The following is a 15,132-nucleotide window of genomic DNA, read 5'->3' on the forward strand; positions in this document are numbered from 1 at the left end:
CGGTGGTCGCCATGGAGACCACCGCAGACCTCGACCGGCGCGCCGACCTTGGCGACGACCCGGTCCCCGACCTGCACGCCGACCTGCGTGACTCCGCCACGACCGTCCTCCGGCGACTGGTGGGGCGCGACGACGTGCAGTTCCGCGACGGCCAGCTCGACGCGGTCGAGGCCCTGGTGGGCGGGCGGCGGCGGGTGCTGGTCGTGCAGCGCACCGGGTGGGGCAAGTCGGCGGTCTACTTCGTCTCGACGGCGCTGCGGCGGGCCGACGGTGCCGGCCCGACCGTGATCGTGTCGCCCATGCTCGCGCTGATGCGTGACCAGATCGCGGCGGCCAGCAGGGCGGGCATCCGCGCGGTCACGATGAACTCCGCCAACGCCGATGAGTGGGGGCAGGTCTCCGCGGCCCTCGCTGCCGACGAGGTGGACGTCCTGCTGGTCAGTCCCGAGCGGCTCAACAACCCGCGGTTCCGCGACGAACAGCTGCCCGACCTCGCCCGCCGCTGTGGCCTGCTCGTCGTCGACGAGGCGCACTGCGTCTCCGACTGGGGCCACGACTTCCGTCCCGACTACCGCCGCATCCGCGACCTGCTCACGACGCTCCCGGCAGGCACCCCCGTGCTGGCCACGACGGCCACCGCCAACGCCCGCGTCGTCACCGACGTCGTCGAGCAGCTCGGCGCGGGCGGACACGATGTCCTGACCCTGCGGGGTGGGCTGGCCCGCGACTCACTGCGCCTCGGCGTCATGGCGCTCACCTCTCCCGAGCAGCGCCTCGCCTGGCTGCTGGCCCACCTCGACTCGCTGCCCGGCAGCGGGATCGTCTACACCCTGACCGTCTCGGCCGCCGAGGACATCGCCGTGGCGCTGCGCGAGGCCGGCCACGAGGTGCGCGCCTACACCGGGCGCACCGACCCGGCCGACCGCGAGCGGCTCGAGGCGATGTTGCGCGACAACCAGGTCAAGGCGCTGGTCGCCACGTCGGCGCTCGGGATGGGCTTCGACAAGCCCGACCTCGGGTTCGTGCTCCACCTCGGTGCGCCGTCGTCGCCGGTGGCGTACTACCAGCAGGTCGGCCGTGCCGGTCGGGCGACCGAGCGCGCCGACGTGCTGCTGCTGCCCGGCCCGGAGGACAAGGACATCTGGGCCTACTTCGCGTCCGCCTCGATGCCGCGCCAGGAGCAGGCCGACGCGGTCCTGACCGCCTTGGCCGAGTCCAGCAAGGCGGTGTCGACCGTCGCTCTCGAGTCGATCGTGGACATCCGTCGCACCCGGCTCGAGCTGCTGCTCAAGGTGCTCGACGTCGACGGCGCGGTCCAGCGGGTGCCGGGCGGGTGGACCTCGACCGGTCAGCCGTGGAGCTACGACGCCGAGCGCTACGAGCGCGTCACCGCCGCGCGCGTGCGGGAGCAGGACCTGATGGTGACCTACGAGCAGACGGCGCAGTGCCGGATGGCCTTCCTCCAGGAGTCGCTGGACGACGACTCCGCCGCGAAGTGCGGCCGCTGCGACTCCTGCGCCGGGGTCTGGTTCCCGACCGACATCCCGCAGACGGCGGTCACGACCGCCCGGGGCCGGCTGGAGCGAGCGGGTGTAGAGCTGGAGTCCCGCGCCCAGTGGCCGTCGGGGATGGACCGCCTCGGGGTGCCCGTCCGCGGCAAGATCAAGCCCGACGAGGCCATGGAGACCGGGCGAGCGGTGGCGCGGCTGACCGACCTCGGCTGGGGACAACAGCTGCGCACGCTGCTGCGGGCACCCGACGGCGAGGTGCCGCCAGAGCTGTTGCGGGCCTGCGTGCCCATCCTGCGTGACTGGGGCTGGGCGCAGCGCCCGGTGGCCGTGGCGATGGTGCCCTCACGCACCAGGCCACAGCTCGTCGAGTCGCTGGCCAGGGGCATCGCCGAGCTGGGCCGAATGCAGTGGCTCGGCGCCCTCGACCCCGTGGACGGCGGTCCGGTCGGCGAGGCCGGCGGCAACAGCGCCTTCCGGCTGGCCGGGGTGTGGGGTCGGCTCGAGGTCGGCCCCGAGCAGGCGTCAGCGCTGCGCGGGCTCGACGGCCCCGTCCTGCTCGTCGACGACATCGCCAACTCGCGCTGGACGATCACCGTGGCTGCTGCCGCCCTGCGTCGCGCCGGTGCCTCTGGCGTGCTCCCCTTCGTGCTGGCCCTCGACGCCTGACCGGGCGCCGCCATCTGACCGGGCGCCGCCACCCGACAGGGAGCCGCTCCCCGTGGGCAGCGGGCCGGCGCGGGGTGTCTCCAGCGGCACGGTGAAGATCGGCAGGAACACCTGCACCACGGGTCCGATCAGCACGGCGTACAGGATCGTGCCGACGCCCACGACGCCTCCCATCAGCCAGCCCACGATGAGCACCGTGACCTCGATGCTGGTGCGCACCAACCGGAAGCTGCGACCGGTGCGGCGCACCAGGCCCGTCATCAACCCGTCGCGCGGGCCGGGGCCGAACTGGCTGCCGATGTAGAGCGCGCCCGCCAGACCGTTGGACACGATCCCGCCGAGCAGGAGCGCGACCCGGACGGGCATGGCGTCCGGCGCGTCGAGCAGAGCGAGGGTGGCGTCCGTGGCCAGGCCGATCACGATGACGTTGGCCACGGTCCCCAGGCCCGGCCACTGCCGCAGCGGGATCCACAGCAGCAGCACGGCCATGCCCACGATGATCGTCACGGTGCCGAAGCTGACCGGCAGGTGCTGGGCGATGCCGTAGTGGAAGACGTCCCACGGGTCGAGCCCCAGACCTGAGCGCACCATCATGCCCATCGAGACGCCGTAAAGGGTCAGGCCGACAGCGAGCTGGACGAGCCGACGGGTGGTCCGGCCGGCCCGCAGCTGTTCCACCGGGGTCATCGAGGTCAGGCTGGTTCGGGTCACAGAACCAAGATTGGCCTTCATTGGTCTGTTCTTCCATAGCCAATTGTGCAAAAGTGGTCTGCATGGTGGTTCGAAGCATCTCCGCGTCCCGGCTGGTCCCCATGCTCGGGGCAGCCCTGGAGACGACCCCGGCCTACCGGGGCCTCGCCGACGCCGTCCGGTTGCTCGTCGCCGACGGTCGGGTCCCGGTCGGGACCCGCCTGCCCAGCGAGCGCGACCTCACCAGTGCCCTCGGCGTGAGCCGTACCACCGTCACCCGTGCGTATGCCGAGCTGCGCGACCGCGGCTACCTCGCCTCCCGCCAGGGGTCTGGGAGCGTCGCGGCGCTGCCGGGTGGGGGACCCGGCCGCCGCCAGGGCACCGCCCTGCAGCCCGCATCGGACCAGCTCGTCGGTGACGTCATCGACCTGACCTGTGCCTCCATGAGCGCCCCGGGCGGGACGGTGGCGGCCTACGAGCGCGCCATGCTCGAGCTGCCCCGCTACCTCGCCGGCACCGGCTACCACCCGCTGGGCCTGAACAGCCTGCGCGAGGCCCTGGCCGACCGCTTCACCCAGCGCGGGCTGGCGACGACGCCCGACCAGATCATGGTGACCAGCGGAGCACTGGCCGGTCTGGCGGTTGCTGCCCGTGCCCTGCTCTCGCCGGGCGACCGCGTGCTGCTCGAGAGCCCGACCTATCCGAACGCCATCGACACGCTGCGTCGCTCGGGCGCCCGTCCCGTGGCCCTGCCCCTCGATCGCGACGGCTGGGACGTGGAGGCGGCCGATGCCGCGTTGCGGCAGACCGCTCCCCGGGCGGCCTACCTCATCCCCGACTTCCACAACCCCACCGGCGCCCTCATGCCGGACGCGCAGCGAGCCGAACTCGCCGGTGTGCTCGCCAGCACGCACACGGTCGGCATCGTCGACGAGACGCTCGTCGACCTGGCCCACGACCCCGAGCTCGTCCTGCCGCGGCCGCTCGGAGCGCACCACCCACGCACCGTCACGCTGGGAGGGGCGAGCAAGTCCTTCTGGGGCGGCCTGCGCGTCGGCTGGATCCGCGCGCCGCGTGACCTGATGGCGGCCCTGGTCAGCGCGCGGTTGACCCTCGACCTCGGCGCCCCGGTCCTCGAACAGCTGGTGCTGACCGACCTGCTGGCCCACCGCGAGCCGATCATCACCGAGCGGCGCAGTGCCATCGTGTCCAGCCGGGACGCGCTTGTCGGCGCTCTGCGAAATCGCTTGCCGCAGTGGCGCTTTCGCATGCCGGAAGGAGGACTGTGCCTGTGGGTGGAGCTGCCCGACGCGCTCTCCACCCCCCTGTGCGCCGCGGCCGACCAGCGCGGCGTCGTCCTGGCACCCGGCGCCCAGTTCGCCGTCGAGGGCGGCATGGAACGCTTCGTGCGGCTGCCCTTCACCGGGCATTCCCCCGAGGTGGTGGACGAAGCCGTCGAGCGCCTGGCGCTGGCCTGGGCGGACGCGCAGTCCGCCCGTCCCCCGCGACACGGCCGGTCACCGCTGGTCGCGTGAGCGCGGGCGCCACCGGCTGACGACGACACCGAGCAGGCAGATCCCGCCGCCGGCCAGGGCGGGCGCGGTCGGGACCTCCGACAGGAACGCCCACGACATCAGGACCGAGAGCACCGTCACGAGGTAACCCAAGGGCCCGAGGCGGCCGGCCGGCATACGACGCAGCGCATAGGCCCACGTCGTGAAGGCGACGGCCGTCGGAAAGGCCCCCAGGTATGCCGCGCCGAGCAGCGCCGAGGTCGGCGCACCCTGGGCCTCGCGCACGAGGTCGCCCGCGAACGGCAGCGTGACCACCGTGCCGACGACGCAGCCCAGCCAGGTGGCGCGCAACGCATCGATGCTGCGCAGCGTGACCTTCTGCATGATCACCGAGGAGGCGTAGAGGACGGCGGCCACGAGCCCGAGGACGATGCCAAGGGCGTCGCGGCCGCCGCTGGACCCGGTCGCCATGAGGGCGATCCCGCCGAAGGCGACGGCGCAGCCGAGGAAGAGCGGGCGGGAGAAGCCCTCGCGCAGGAAGATCCCGCCGCCCACGGCGATCAGCACGGGTGCGACGTTGACCAGCAGGGCCGCGGTGCCGGCGTCCACGTGCCGCTCGGCGGCGTTGAGCGCCAGGTTGTAGCCGGCGAACCAGAGCGCGCCGTAGCCGACCACCGGCAGCAGCTCACGACCTCGGGGCAGCAGCGACCCCACTGTGCCCCCACGGCCGCGCAGGACGCTGCGCCTCCGGCCGTGCAGGACGCTGCGCCCCCGGCCGTGCAGGACGCTGCGCCCCCGGCCGTGCAGGACGAAGGGGGTGAGCACGAGGGTGGCCACGGCCACCCTCGCGAGCGCCATCGGGCCCGGCGACAGGTGGGCTCCGCTGCTGCGGATCACGACGAAGGCCGAGGCCCACAGCACGATCGTCACGACGGCCGCGAGGAACGCCTTGGTCCCGCCCTCGGCCCTTGTCGACGAGGGTGGGTCACAGGGCTGCAGCGCCGGGCTGGTCAGGGTGGTCACCCTGCCATCGTCGAGGGTCTGACACATCAGCACAAGCGATGGTTTCTTCACTTCTGTTAAGCATCGCTGTATTGTCGGGCCATGCTGGACGTCCACCGCCTCCGGGTGCTGCGCACCGTCGTCGCCACGGGTTCGGTCGGCGCCGCGGCCACCACCCTGGGCTACACGCCCTCGGCGGTGAGCCAGCACCTCGCCACCCTCCAGCGTGAGACCGGCCTGCGGCTGATCGAGCGCAAGGGCCGCGGCATCGAGCCGACCGCGGCCGGGCGCACGCTCGCCGACGAGGCGGGCCGGGTGCTCGAGTCGCTCAGCGGCGTCGAGGGCGTGGTCGGCGACCTGCGTGCGGGTCGCGTGGGCCGACTGTCGATCAGCTACTTCGCCTCGGCCGGAGCGGCCTGGATCCCGCCGGTCGTGGCAGGCCTCATGCACGAGTTTCCCGACCTGCGCCTGGACCTGCGGCTGATCGAGCTGCTCGGCGACGACCACCCCGACCCCGACATCGAGGTCTTCGTCGGCGGCGCGGAGGAGCACCTGCGCGACCGCGGTGGCGCGGGCCAGTCCAGGGTGCACCACCTGCTCGACGACCCCTACGTCGTGGTCGTGCCGGACGACCACCGCCTCGCCGGCGAGCCCCAGGTGGCACTGGGCGAGCTGGCGAGCGACCGCTGGGTCGACAACGACTTCAACCGCGGCTTCTGCCGTCAGGTGATCCTCGACGCCTGCACCGAGGCCGGGTTCACGCCCGACTTCCGGATCGAGACGCACGACTACCCGACGGCGATCTCGTTCGTCGCCGCCGGCGTGGGGGTCACCGTCCTCCCCGGCCTCGGCGCCGCTCGACTGCCGGCCGGTGTCGTCGCGGTTCCCCTGGTTTCACCCACCCCGGTGCGCCACGTCTATGTCGCGGTCAAGGCCTCGGTCGAGCACCACCCGGCGGCCGAGCGTGCGGTCGATCTGCTGCGGGAACGGGTGAGCCGCCCCGCTAGGGTCGGTGCGTGACCGACGAGAGCTCCCCTGACTTCGACCCGCTGGCCGACCTGCTCGACACCCTCGACCTCGAGGAGCTGGGTACCGCCCGGATCACCGTCGAAGGGGTTGGCGACCGAGCCGACTTCGGCGAGTCCGGTGCCACGGTCTTCCTCGGGCGCAGCCAGAAGATGCCGCACGGCCGGGTGTTCGGTGGACAGGTGCTCGCGCAGTGCGTCATGGCCGCCGGACGGACGATGCAGGACATCGACGACGGCGACGGTGCGCGACGGATCCACTCGCTGCACGGCTACTTCATGCGACCCGGCGACGACACCAAGCCGATCAGGTTCGCCGTCGAGCGGATGCGCGACGGCAACTCGTTCTCCACCCGGCGGGTGCACGCGATCCAGGAGGGCCTGCCCATCCTGTCGATGATCACGTCCTTCCAGGAGGAGTCCAGCGGCCTGGACCACCAGGACCCGATGCCCGAGGTCCCCGGCCCCGACGAGCTGCGATCCCTGGCCGACGAGTTCGGTGGCATCGACCACCCGGGCGCCCGTCACCTCACCAAGCGGCCGATCGAGCACCGCCACGTCGAGAACAACCTCTTCGTCGCCCCCGGACCGGAGCTGGTCGCCAACCAGAGCGTCTGGATGAAGGCGCTGGGCACGCTCCCCGCCGACCCCCTGGTCCACGCGGCCGTCCTCGCCTACGCCTCCGACTACACCCTGCTCGAGCCCGTCATCCGACGGCACGGACTGACGTGGACCGACCGGCGGCTGCGGCCGGCCAGCCTCGACCACGCCATGTGGTTCCACCGTCCGGTGCACGCCGACGAGTGGATCCTCTACAGCCAGGAGTCGCCCTCCGCGTCGGGCGGACGAGGTCTGGGCATCGGGCGGATGTTCGCCGCCGACGGCACCCTCGTCGCGACCGTCGCCCAGGAGGGCATGGTCCGCGTCAAGGAGTCCTGAGCAATGTCGCGCGACCCTGCGCAGTGGGTGGTGGACGACCTTCGTCAGACGGACCACACCGCCTGGGTTCGGTTGCACCGCGGCTACCTCGACTTCTACGAGTCCACCCGCCCGGCCGAGATCTCTGCGGTGGTCTGGGAGTGGCTGATGGATCCCGGCCACGAGCTCAAGGCCATCGTCGCGAGGTCGCGGGTCGGCGCTGAACCCGTTGGCCTTGCTCACTTCCGGCCCTTCGTGAGGCCGCTGCAGGGCAGCACCGCGTGTTTCCTCGACGACCTGTTCGTCGCACCCGAGCACCGTGGCACCGGAGTCGTCGACGCCCTGCTGGCCGGACTGCAGGCCCGTTCCCGCGAACGCGGCTGGAGCCAGGTCCGCTGGATCACCCGTGCATCCAACGAGCGGGCGCGCAAGGCCTACGTTCGCCTCGCCGAGGAGAGCGACCTCGTGACCTACAACCTCAGGGTCGACTGACCCAGGGTCGACTGGGCCATCCGGACGACCGCCGCGGTGAACGGCGGCAGGTGCACTCCATGACCGCGCAGCCGGGTCTGTCCCGGCTCCCAGGCGAGCACGACGCTCTCGGGCTCGGCGTCGAGGGGCACCGTCCAGCGCGACGCCGCCAGGTTCACGACGACCCGGAACGCGCCACGGCGCATGACCAGCCACCCGTCGCTCTCGTCGAAGTCGACGGCGACCTCGTCGAGCCGCCCGTTGTTGAGGTCGAACTCCATGCGCCGCAACGAGATCAGGTCGCGATACCACGCAAGCATCCGCACGTTGTCGTCCCCCCGGAGCTCGGCCCAGTTCAGCTGCGAGCGGCGGAAGGTCTGCTCGTCCTGCGGGTCGGGCACGTCCTCGGCGGCCCAGCCGTGCGCCTCGAACTCGCGTCGACGGCCCTCGGTCACGGCTTGCTTCATCGCGGGGTCGTCGAAGTCGGTGAAGAACTGGAAGGGCGTCCTGGCCGCCCACTCCTCCCCCATGAAGACCATCGGGGTGAAGGGTCCCGTGAGGTAGAGGGCCGCGCCGATCGCCTGTCGGCCGGGCGTGACGACGGCGGAGATGCGGTCGCCCACGGCCCGGTTCCCCACCTGGTCGTGCGTCTGCAGGTAGGCCAGGAACCGCCGCCCGTCCACTCGTGCGCGGTCGACGGGGGCACCCCAGTCCGCCTCACGGAAGCTCGACCAGCAGCCATCGTGCAGGAAGGCCCTGGTCAACGTCTTGGCCAGGACGGCGAGCGGTCCGGCGTCCGGCATCGCTGGGCAGTGCCCGGCGAAGTCGGCGTAGTAGCCCTGGGTCTCGCCGGTCAGGGTGACGTGCAGGGCGTGGTGCACGTCGTCGTCCCACTGGGCGTCCATGCCGTGGCCGCCCTCGCCCGGGGGCGTGACGGTGCGGGGGTCGTTCAGGTCACTCTCGGCCACCAGGTCGAGGGGGCGGCCCAGTCGCGCGCTCAGCGCCGCCACCTCGTCGGCGAGCTGCGCGAGCACGTGGTGACGGGAGTCGTCGTGCAGCTCGTGCACGGCATCGAGCCGCAGCGCGTCGATGTGGAAGTCACCGAACCAGCGCAGCGCGTTGTCGACGATCCAGCGCCGCACGTGCAGGCTGTCGTCTCCGTCGAGGTTCAACCCGTCGCCCCACGGTGTCGGGTGGGCGCCGGAGAAGTAGGGCCCGAACCGGGACAGGTAGCTGCCCACCGGCCCCAGGTGGTTGTAGACCACGTCGAGGCAGACACCGAGTCCCAGTTGGTGGCAGGTGTCGACGAACCGCTGGAGCGCCGCAGGGCCGCCGTACTCCTCGTCGACGGCCCACGGTCCGACGCCGTCGTAGCCCCAGTTCCAGCGCCCCGGCCACGACGCGACGGGCATCAGCTCGACCACGTCGACACCGAGGTCGACGAGGTGCTGCAACCGGTGCTGGGCCGCATCGAGCGTGCCCTCGGGGGTGAAGGTCCCCACGTGAAGCTCGTAGACCACCCCGCCGAGCACGCCGTCGCCCTGCTGCGGTCCGGCCCAGGTGGCATCACGCCAGGTGTGCTGGGTGGCGTCGAAGAAGCGGCTCTCCGCGTGCACGCCGTGTGGCTGCCACGCGGTCCGCGGGTCCGGGGTCACCGGACCGCCGTCCAGCCGGAAGCCATAGTCAAGGCACGGGTATGCCGCCGTCCCCGGCCGCGCCGCCGACCCCTCCATCGCGGGTGCCTGCCAGCGCCACCAGCCGTCACCCTTGGCCTCCATGGCCGAGCGCTTCGCGGCGTCGTCGTCCAGGGACCACTCCACCTCCACCGCGTGGGCGTGGGGAGCCCAGACCGTGAGCTCGGGTCCCGGCAGGAGTCTCGTGCCGGTGTCAGCCGTGGTCATCTCAGTGTCAGCCGTCTTCATCGCGGGTCAAGGCTGCCATGTCGCACCAGGAGGGCAACCGGAAGGGCACGCAGCAGTCCCGCGAGGTCCGGTGCGCCGTCGACCGGTCGTCGGTCGGCAGCCGGGTCGAGCAGGTCGACCCAGTCGCCCTCGGGCAGCGTGATGCTCGCCGCACCCCACCCACCGTCGGAGCGCAGTCGCTCGCTGCACCGTGTCGCGACGGCCACCACGCGCACACCGTCTGCATCGCCACGACCCACGGCCAGGGCGTGCTCGCTCGAGGTGGGGACGGCGGCATACGTCGCCTGCTCGCCGGTGAACCACTCGGGGTGGTCACGGCGCAGCCGGAGGGTCCTGGAGGTGACCAGGAGCTTCTCGTCGTCGAGGTCGCGCGGGGGCTCGCCGGCGTCGAGCCGCGCGAGCCGGGTGCGACGCGAGGCGTAGTCGACGGGACGGCGGTTGTCGGGGTCGACGAGCGAGAGGTCGACGAGCTCGGTGCCCTGGTAGACGTCCGGGACGCCCGGGAGGACGAGCTGGAGCAGCTTCTGCCCGAGAGTGGTCGCGCGGGCCGCAGGGGCGGTCAGCTCGACCCACTGCGCGAGGTGGTCGGTGAGGACCGGTTCCGTCGTCAGTGCGTCGACGAACCGTGCCACGTCGGCCTCGTAGCCGGCGTCCGGCTCGGTCCAGGTCGTGTGCTGCTTGGCCTCGCGCACTGCCTTCGTGGCGTAGGCCTGCAGCCGGTCGGTGCTGATCGGCCAGGCACCCACGGCGGTCTGCCAGAGCAGGTACTCGGTGGACGCGTCGAGCCGGGAGCCACGGTGGGGAGCGGCCAGGTCACGGGCCACCCTCACCCACTGGGCCCAGTGCTGCGGGAGCTCGGAGATGACGGACAGCCTGGCGCGCACGTCTTCGGAGCGCTTGGTGTCGTGGGTCGACAACGTCGTCATCGTGGTCGGCCAGGTGGCGAGCTGCCGGGCCGCGAAGCCGTGCAGCTCGCCGGGTTCGAGGCCGAGGCGACCCGGGTCGCCGCCCACCTCGTTGAGCCCGGTCAGTCGCGAGAACCGGTAGAAGGCGGTGTCCTCGATGCCCTTGGCCATCACGGGTCCGCAGGTCTGCTGGAACCGCACGACGAACTCGCGCTGGGCGCCGCGGGTGTCGACCTGCGCACCGGGCAGGTGCCCCCCGGACGCGAGCTGGGCCACCATCGCCAAGGCATCGCGGTCCTCCTCCGGGACCAGCTCGGATGCCCGGGCTTCGGCGTGCGCCAGCACGGCGAGCTGCTCGGGCGCAGGCTCAGCCCCGGGGACGAGGTAGGCGCGATAGCGGTCCATCGACACGAGCAGTGCCTCGAGCCCACGTCGCAGGGCAGCCTGGTCCTCACGGGCGAGCACCCGGCCGGCGAGCCGCATCAGCCTGTTGACCTCTGCCTCCTGCACCTGGGCGACGACCTGTCGCTTCGCGGTGTGGACCATCGCCGCGAGATCCACCGGTTCGCCCACCAGCTCGGTGAGGTGATCGGTCAGCGGCTGCTCGCCCGCCGGGTCGACGAAGACCTGCTGGACGCGCAGCAAGGTGTCGTAACCGGTCGTGCCCGCGCAGCGCCAGTCGTCGGGCAGCTGCTCGTGTCCCTCGAGGATCTTCTCGGCGACGACCCAGGCGTCCCCGGTCGCGTCGGCGAGCCGCGCGAGGTAGTCGCCCGGGTCGGCCAGGCCGTCCGGGTGGTCGATCCGGAAGCCGTCGATCGTGCCCGCCCGGAACTCCTCCAGGAGCAGGCGGTGGGTGTGGTGGAAGACGTCGTCGATCTCGACCCGCACGGCGGCCAACGTCGTCACGTCGAAGAAGCGACGGTAGTTCAGCCGGCTCCCACCCTCGTGCCAGTCGCAGAGTCGATAGCGCTGGGCCGCCACCAGCTCGGGCAGGTCGAGCGTCTCTGTCCCGGGCCGCACAGGGAACACGTGGTCGAAGTAGCGCAGCACGGTCTCGTTGCCGTGCGGGCCTTCCCCGGCCTCGACGGCGAGCTCGCCCGCGGCGAGCACCGCCTCGAGTGACTGTCCGAGGACCGGGACGAGGACCCGACCGTCCTCGGCCTCCCAGTCCACGTCGAACCAGTGGGCGTGGTCGGACTCACGACCGTCGCGGAGCAGGAACCACCACGGATGGTTGAGCGAGGCCGGGGTCGGGGTCGTCATGTGGTTGGGGACCACGTCGACGACCGTCCCCAGCCCCGCCTGCCGAAGGGCGGCCGTCAGCAGGTCGAAGCCCTCCGACCCGCCAGCCTCCTCGTTGAGGAACTCGTGGCTCACCACGTCGTAGCCGTGCGCCGAGCCCGGCGCGGGGGCCAGGATCGGCGACAGGTAGGCGTGTGAGACCCCCAGTGCCGCGAGGTAGTCGGCCTGGTCGGCGGCATCGCCGAAGGTGAACTCAGGCTGGATCTGCAGCCGGTACGTCGAGGACGGCACCACCCGCCCGGGTCCCGGTCGGTGCGGCGCTGCACCACTCGGCATACCTGTCTGCCTTTCGTTCATCGGCGTGCGGCGGCCGCTCCAGCGGGCGATCCTGACGGAAGCGGGCGAGGACAGCGCAGGACGACGACGCTGCGGCCGTACGCCTTCACCTTGGCGTCGGGCTTGTACTCCTTGGCCTCGACCTCCTGCGCGGACGTGTCGAGCTCGGTGACCCAGCGTTCGCCGTACTCCTTCCCCGGCAGGACGAAGGGCAGCACGTCGTGGTGGCCGTTGAAGATGACCAGGAAGTGGTCGTCGAGCGTCTGCTGGCCACGGGTGTCGGGCTCGGGGATCGTCTGGCCGTTGAGGAAGACCATCATCGAACGGGCGTAGCCGTTGGCCCAGGAGTCCTCGTCCATGTGGTTGCCACCGGGCTCGAACCACGCGATGTCGCCGACGGCGCTCTCGCCACCGTGGTCGGCCGAGCCGGCGAAGAACCGGCGACGGCGGAAGACCGGGTGGTCGCGGCGCAGCTCGACGAGTCGCTGGGTGAACGAGATGAGGTCGAGCTGGTCCTGGTCGAGGTCCCAGTCGATCCAGGAGATCTCGTTGTCCTGGCAGTAGCCGTTGTTGTTGCCCCCCTGGGTGCGCCCGAGCTCGTCACCGTGCAGGAGCATGGGCACCCCCTGCGAGAGCAGCAGGGTCGCGAGCAGGTTGCGCTGCTGGCGCAGCCGCAGGGCGTTGACGCGCTTGTCCTTCGAGGGACCTTCGACGCCGCAGTTCCAGGAGCGGTTGTGGCTCTCGCCGTCGTTGCCGTCCTCGCCGTTGGCGTCGTTGTGCTTGTCGTTGTAAGACACCAGGTCACGCAGCGTGAAGCCGTCGTGGGCGGTGACGAAGTTGATCGAGGCGATCGGCTTGCGACCACTGTGCTCGTAGAGGTCGCTGGAGCCGGTGAGGCGCGAGGCGAACTCACCCAGGGTCGCGCTGTCGCCACGCCAGAAGTCACGCACGGTGTCGCGGTACTTGCCGTTCCACTCGGTCCACAGGGGCGGGAAGTTGCCGACCTGGTAGCCGCCGTCGCCGACGTCCCACGGCTCGGCGATCAGCTTGACCTGGCTGACCACCGGGTCCTGCTGGACGAGGTCGAAGAAGGCCGACAGCTTGTCGACCTCGTGGAACTGGCGGGCCAGCGTCGCGGCGAGGTCGAACCGGAAGCCGTCCACGTGCATCTCGGTCACCCAGTAGCGCAGGGAGTCCATGATCAGCTGCAGGACGTGCGGGTTGCGCATCAGCAGGCTGTTGCCGGTGCCGGTGGTGTCGTAGTAGTGCGCCTTGTCGTCGTCGACGAGCCGGTAGTAGGCGGCGTTGTCGATGCCGCGGAAGCAGATGGTGGGGCCGAGCTGGTTGCCCTCGGCCGTGTGGTTGTAGACCACGTCGAGGATGACCTCGATGCCCGCCTCGTGGAGCGCCTTCACCATGCCCTTGAACTCGGCCACCTGCTCGCCGCGCGTGCCGTAGGCCGCGTAGCCGTTGTGCGGCGCGAGGAACCCGATCGTGTTGTAGCCCCAGTAGTTCGACAGGCCCTTGTCGCGCAGGGTGAAGTCGTTGACGAACTGGTGCACCGGCATCAGCTCGATGGCCGTGATGCCGAGGTTCTTGAGGTGCTCGATGATCACCGGGTGGGCGATGCCGGCATAGGTGCCGCGGATCTCCTCAGGGATGTCGGGATGGGTCTCGGTGAGCCCCTTGACGTGGGCTTCGTAGATGACGGTGTTGTGGTACTCGTGCCGCGGGAGGCGGTCCTGACCCCAGTCGAAGAAGGGGTTGATGACCACGCCCATCATCGTGTGGCCGAGGCTGTCCTCGACGTTGGCCCGGGCCGGGTCCTCGCTGGGCGAGTCGAAGTCGTAGGAGAACAGCGACTGGTCGCCGTCCGGCTGGCCGTCGATCGCCTTGGCGTAGGGGTCGAGCAGCAGCTTCTGGGGGTTGCAGCGGTGACCGTTGGCCGGGTCGTAGGGACCGTGGACGCGGTAGCCGTAGCGCTGTCCGGGCTGGACGCCGGGCAGGTAGGCGTGCCACACGAAGCCGTCCACCTCGGGCAGCTCGATGCGCGTCTCCGCGCCCTCGTCGTCGATGAGGCAGAGCTCGACCTTGTGGGCCACCTCGGAGAACAGCGCGAAGTTCACGCCGGTGCCGTCGTACGTGGCGCCGAGCGGGTAGGACTTGCCGGGCCAGATTTCCATGCATCGCCTTCGTCGTAGAGCAGCCCTCGTCCTGGGGCCGTGGTGAAGAAGGACGTCGACGGCCTCCAGCGAACCCATTGTGCCCGAGCCCACAGCTTTTTCACGCCACCACTCTCCCCAGGGGTAAGCGCGCGCTTAGTACACTCGCCGGCGTACCTCACCCAGCCGGTCCCCAGACCTGCACCCAGCCCGGCCCTCAGCGCAGCCCCCAGCCCAGCCCCCGGCCCAGCAGTCAGCCCAGTCCCGGCCCAGCCCCCAGGAGTCCCCATGAGCACCCAGCGCACCGCGATCGTCACCGGAGCCGCCCGCGGCATCGGCGCAGCAACGGCCAAGCGGCTCGCCGCGGCCGGACACGCCGTGGGCGTGCTCGACCTCGACGAGTCCGCGTGCGCTGACACGGTCTCGGCCATCACCGACGCAGGCGGGAGGGCGCTGGCCGTCGGCGTGGACGTGGCCGACGCCGCCCAGGTCCAGGCTGCCGTCCAGCGCGTCGCCGACGAGCTCGGGGCCCCCACGATCCTGGTGAACAACGCAGGCATCACCCGCGACAACCTGCTGTTCAAGATGACCGAGGACGACTGGGACGCCGTCATCAACGTGCACCTGCGTGGCTCGTTCCTCATGACCCGCGCCGTCCAGGGCTACATGACCAAGGAGAAGTTCGGCCGCATCGTCAACCTCTCGTCCAGCTCGGCCCAGGGCAACCGCGGTCAGGTCAACTACTCGGCCGCCAAGGCGGGACTGCAG

The 15,132-nt window shown here is 71.3% G+C and carries 10 protein-coding genes and 1 pseudogene; 6 read left to right on the forward strand and 5 right to left on the reverse strand.

Annotated elements, in window-relative coordinates:
- The first annotated feature begins 11 nt into the window (after nucleotides 1–11).
- Entirely contained in the window at nucleotides 12–2,177 is a 2,166-nt protein-coding gene (locus AC1DVZ_RS03450) for a RecQ family ATP-dependent DNA helicase (protein ID WP_477616786.1), read from the forward strand.
- Between the two features lie 111 nt (nucleotides 2,178–2,288).
- On the opposite strand, the pseudogene yczE reads toward AC1DVZ_RS03450, so the two are convergent.
- A pseudogene (gene yczE, locus AC1DVZ_RS03455) lies at nucleotides 2,289–2,909 on the reverse strand (membrane protein YczE); the annotation flags it as partial.
- A gap of 41 nt (nucleotides 2,910–2,950) precedes the next feature.
- Between yczE and yczR the strand changes: the two are divergent.
- Nucleotides 2,951–4,402 carry a MocR-like transcription factor YczR gene (gene yczR, locus AC1DVZ_RS03460; protein ID WP_477616787.1) on the forward strand — a complete coding sequence of 484 codons (1,452 nt, stop codon included), beginning with the start codon at nucleotides 2,951–2,953 and terminating at the stop codon, nucleotides 4,400–4,402.
- Here yczR and AC1DVZ_RS03465 read toward each other — a convergent pair.
- A complete protein-coding gene (locus AC1DVZ_RS03465; protein WP_477616788.1) occupies nucleotides 4,385–5,404 on the reverse strand; it encodes a DMT family transporter in 1,020 nt (339 codons plus the stop codon). The two genes, yczR and AC1DVZ_RS03465, sit on opposite strands and share 18 nt — an antisense overlap.
- Nucleotides 5,405–5,485: 81 nt before the next feature.
- Here AC1DVZ_RS03465 and AC1DVZ_RS03470 point away from each other — a divergent pair, with 81 nt between their 5' ends.
- Genes AC1DVZ_RS03470 through AC1DVZ_RS03480 form a run of 3 tightly spaced genes read left to right on the forward strand, consistent with a single transcriptional unit; the run spans nucleotide 5,486 to nucleotide 7,818 of the window.
- Entirely contained in the window at nucleotides 5,486–6,403 is a 918-nt protein-coding gene (locus tag AC1DVZ_RS03470) for a LysR family transcriptional regulator (RefSeq protein ID WP_477616789.1), read from the forward strand.
- Nucleotides 6,400–7,347 (forward strand): acyl-CoA thioesterase, encoded by a 948-nt coding sequence (locus AC1DVZ_RS03475; protein WP_477616790.1) that lies wholly within the window; start codon nucleotides 6,400–6,402, stop codon nucleotides 7,345–7,347. The genes AC1DVZ_RS03470 and AC1DVZ_RS03475 overlap by 4 nt, the downstream gene beginning before the upstream one ends.
- A gap of 3 nt (nucleotides 7,348–7,350) precedes the next feature.
- Entirely contained in the window at nucleotides 7,351–7,818 is a 468-nt protein-coding gene (locus AC1DVZ_RS03480) for an N-acetyltransferase family protein (protein WP_477616791.1), read from the forward strand.
- On the opposite strand, the gene treZ is transcribed toward AC1DVZ_RS03480, so the two are convergent.
- From treZ to glgX, 3 genes are read right to left on the reverse strand one after another with little or no spacing between them, the layout of a single operon-like run.
- Entirely contained in the window at nucleotides 7,797–9,698 is a 1,902-nt protein-coding gene (gene treZ / locus AC1DVZ_RS03485) for a malto-oligosyltrehalose trehalohydrolase (RefSeq protein ID WP_477616792.1), read from the reverse strand. The two genes, AC1DVZ_RS03480 and treZ, sit on opposite strands and share 22 nt — an antisense overlap.
- A 17-nt stretch (nucleotides 9,699–9,715) precedes the next feature.
- Nucleotides 9,716–12,202, reverse strand: coding sequence for a malto-oligosyltrehalose synthase (gene treY / locus AC1DVZ_RS03490; RefSeq protein ID WP_477616793.1), 2,487 nt, complete (start codon nucleotides 12,200–12,202; stop codon nucleotides 9,716–9,718).
- A 17-nt stretch (nucleotides 12,203–12,219) separates the two neighbouring features.
- Nucleotides 12,220–14,385 carry a glycogen debranching protein GlgX gene (gene glgX, locus AC1DVZ_RS03495; RefSeq protein WP_477616794.1) on the reverse strand — a complete coding sequence of 722 codons (2,166 nt, stop codon included), beginning with the start codon at nucleotides 14,383–14,385 and terminating at the stop codon, nucleotides 12,220–12,222.
- 267 nt (nucleotides 14,386–14,652) lie between these two features.
- Between glgX and AC1DVZ_RS03500 the strand changes: the two genes are divergently transcribed.
- Nucleotides 14,653–15,132, forward strand: a 480-nt coding sequence (locus AC1DVZ_RS03500; RefSeq protein WP_477616795.1) for an SDR family NAD(P)-dependent oxidoreductase, incomplete at its 3' end; no start/stop codon positions are given.

Source organism: Pedococcus sp. P2_E5 (assembly GCF_056403895.1).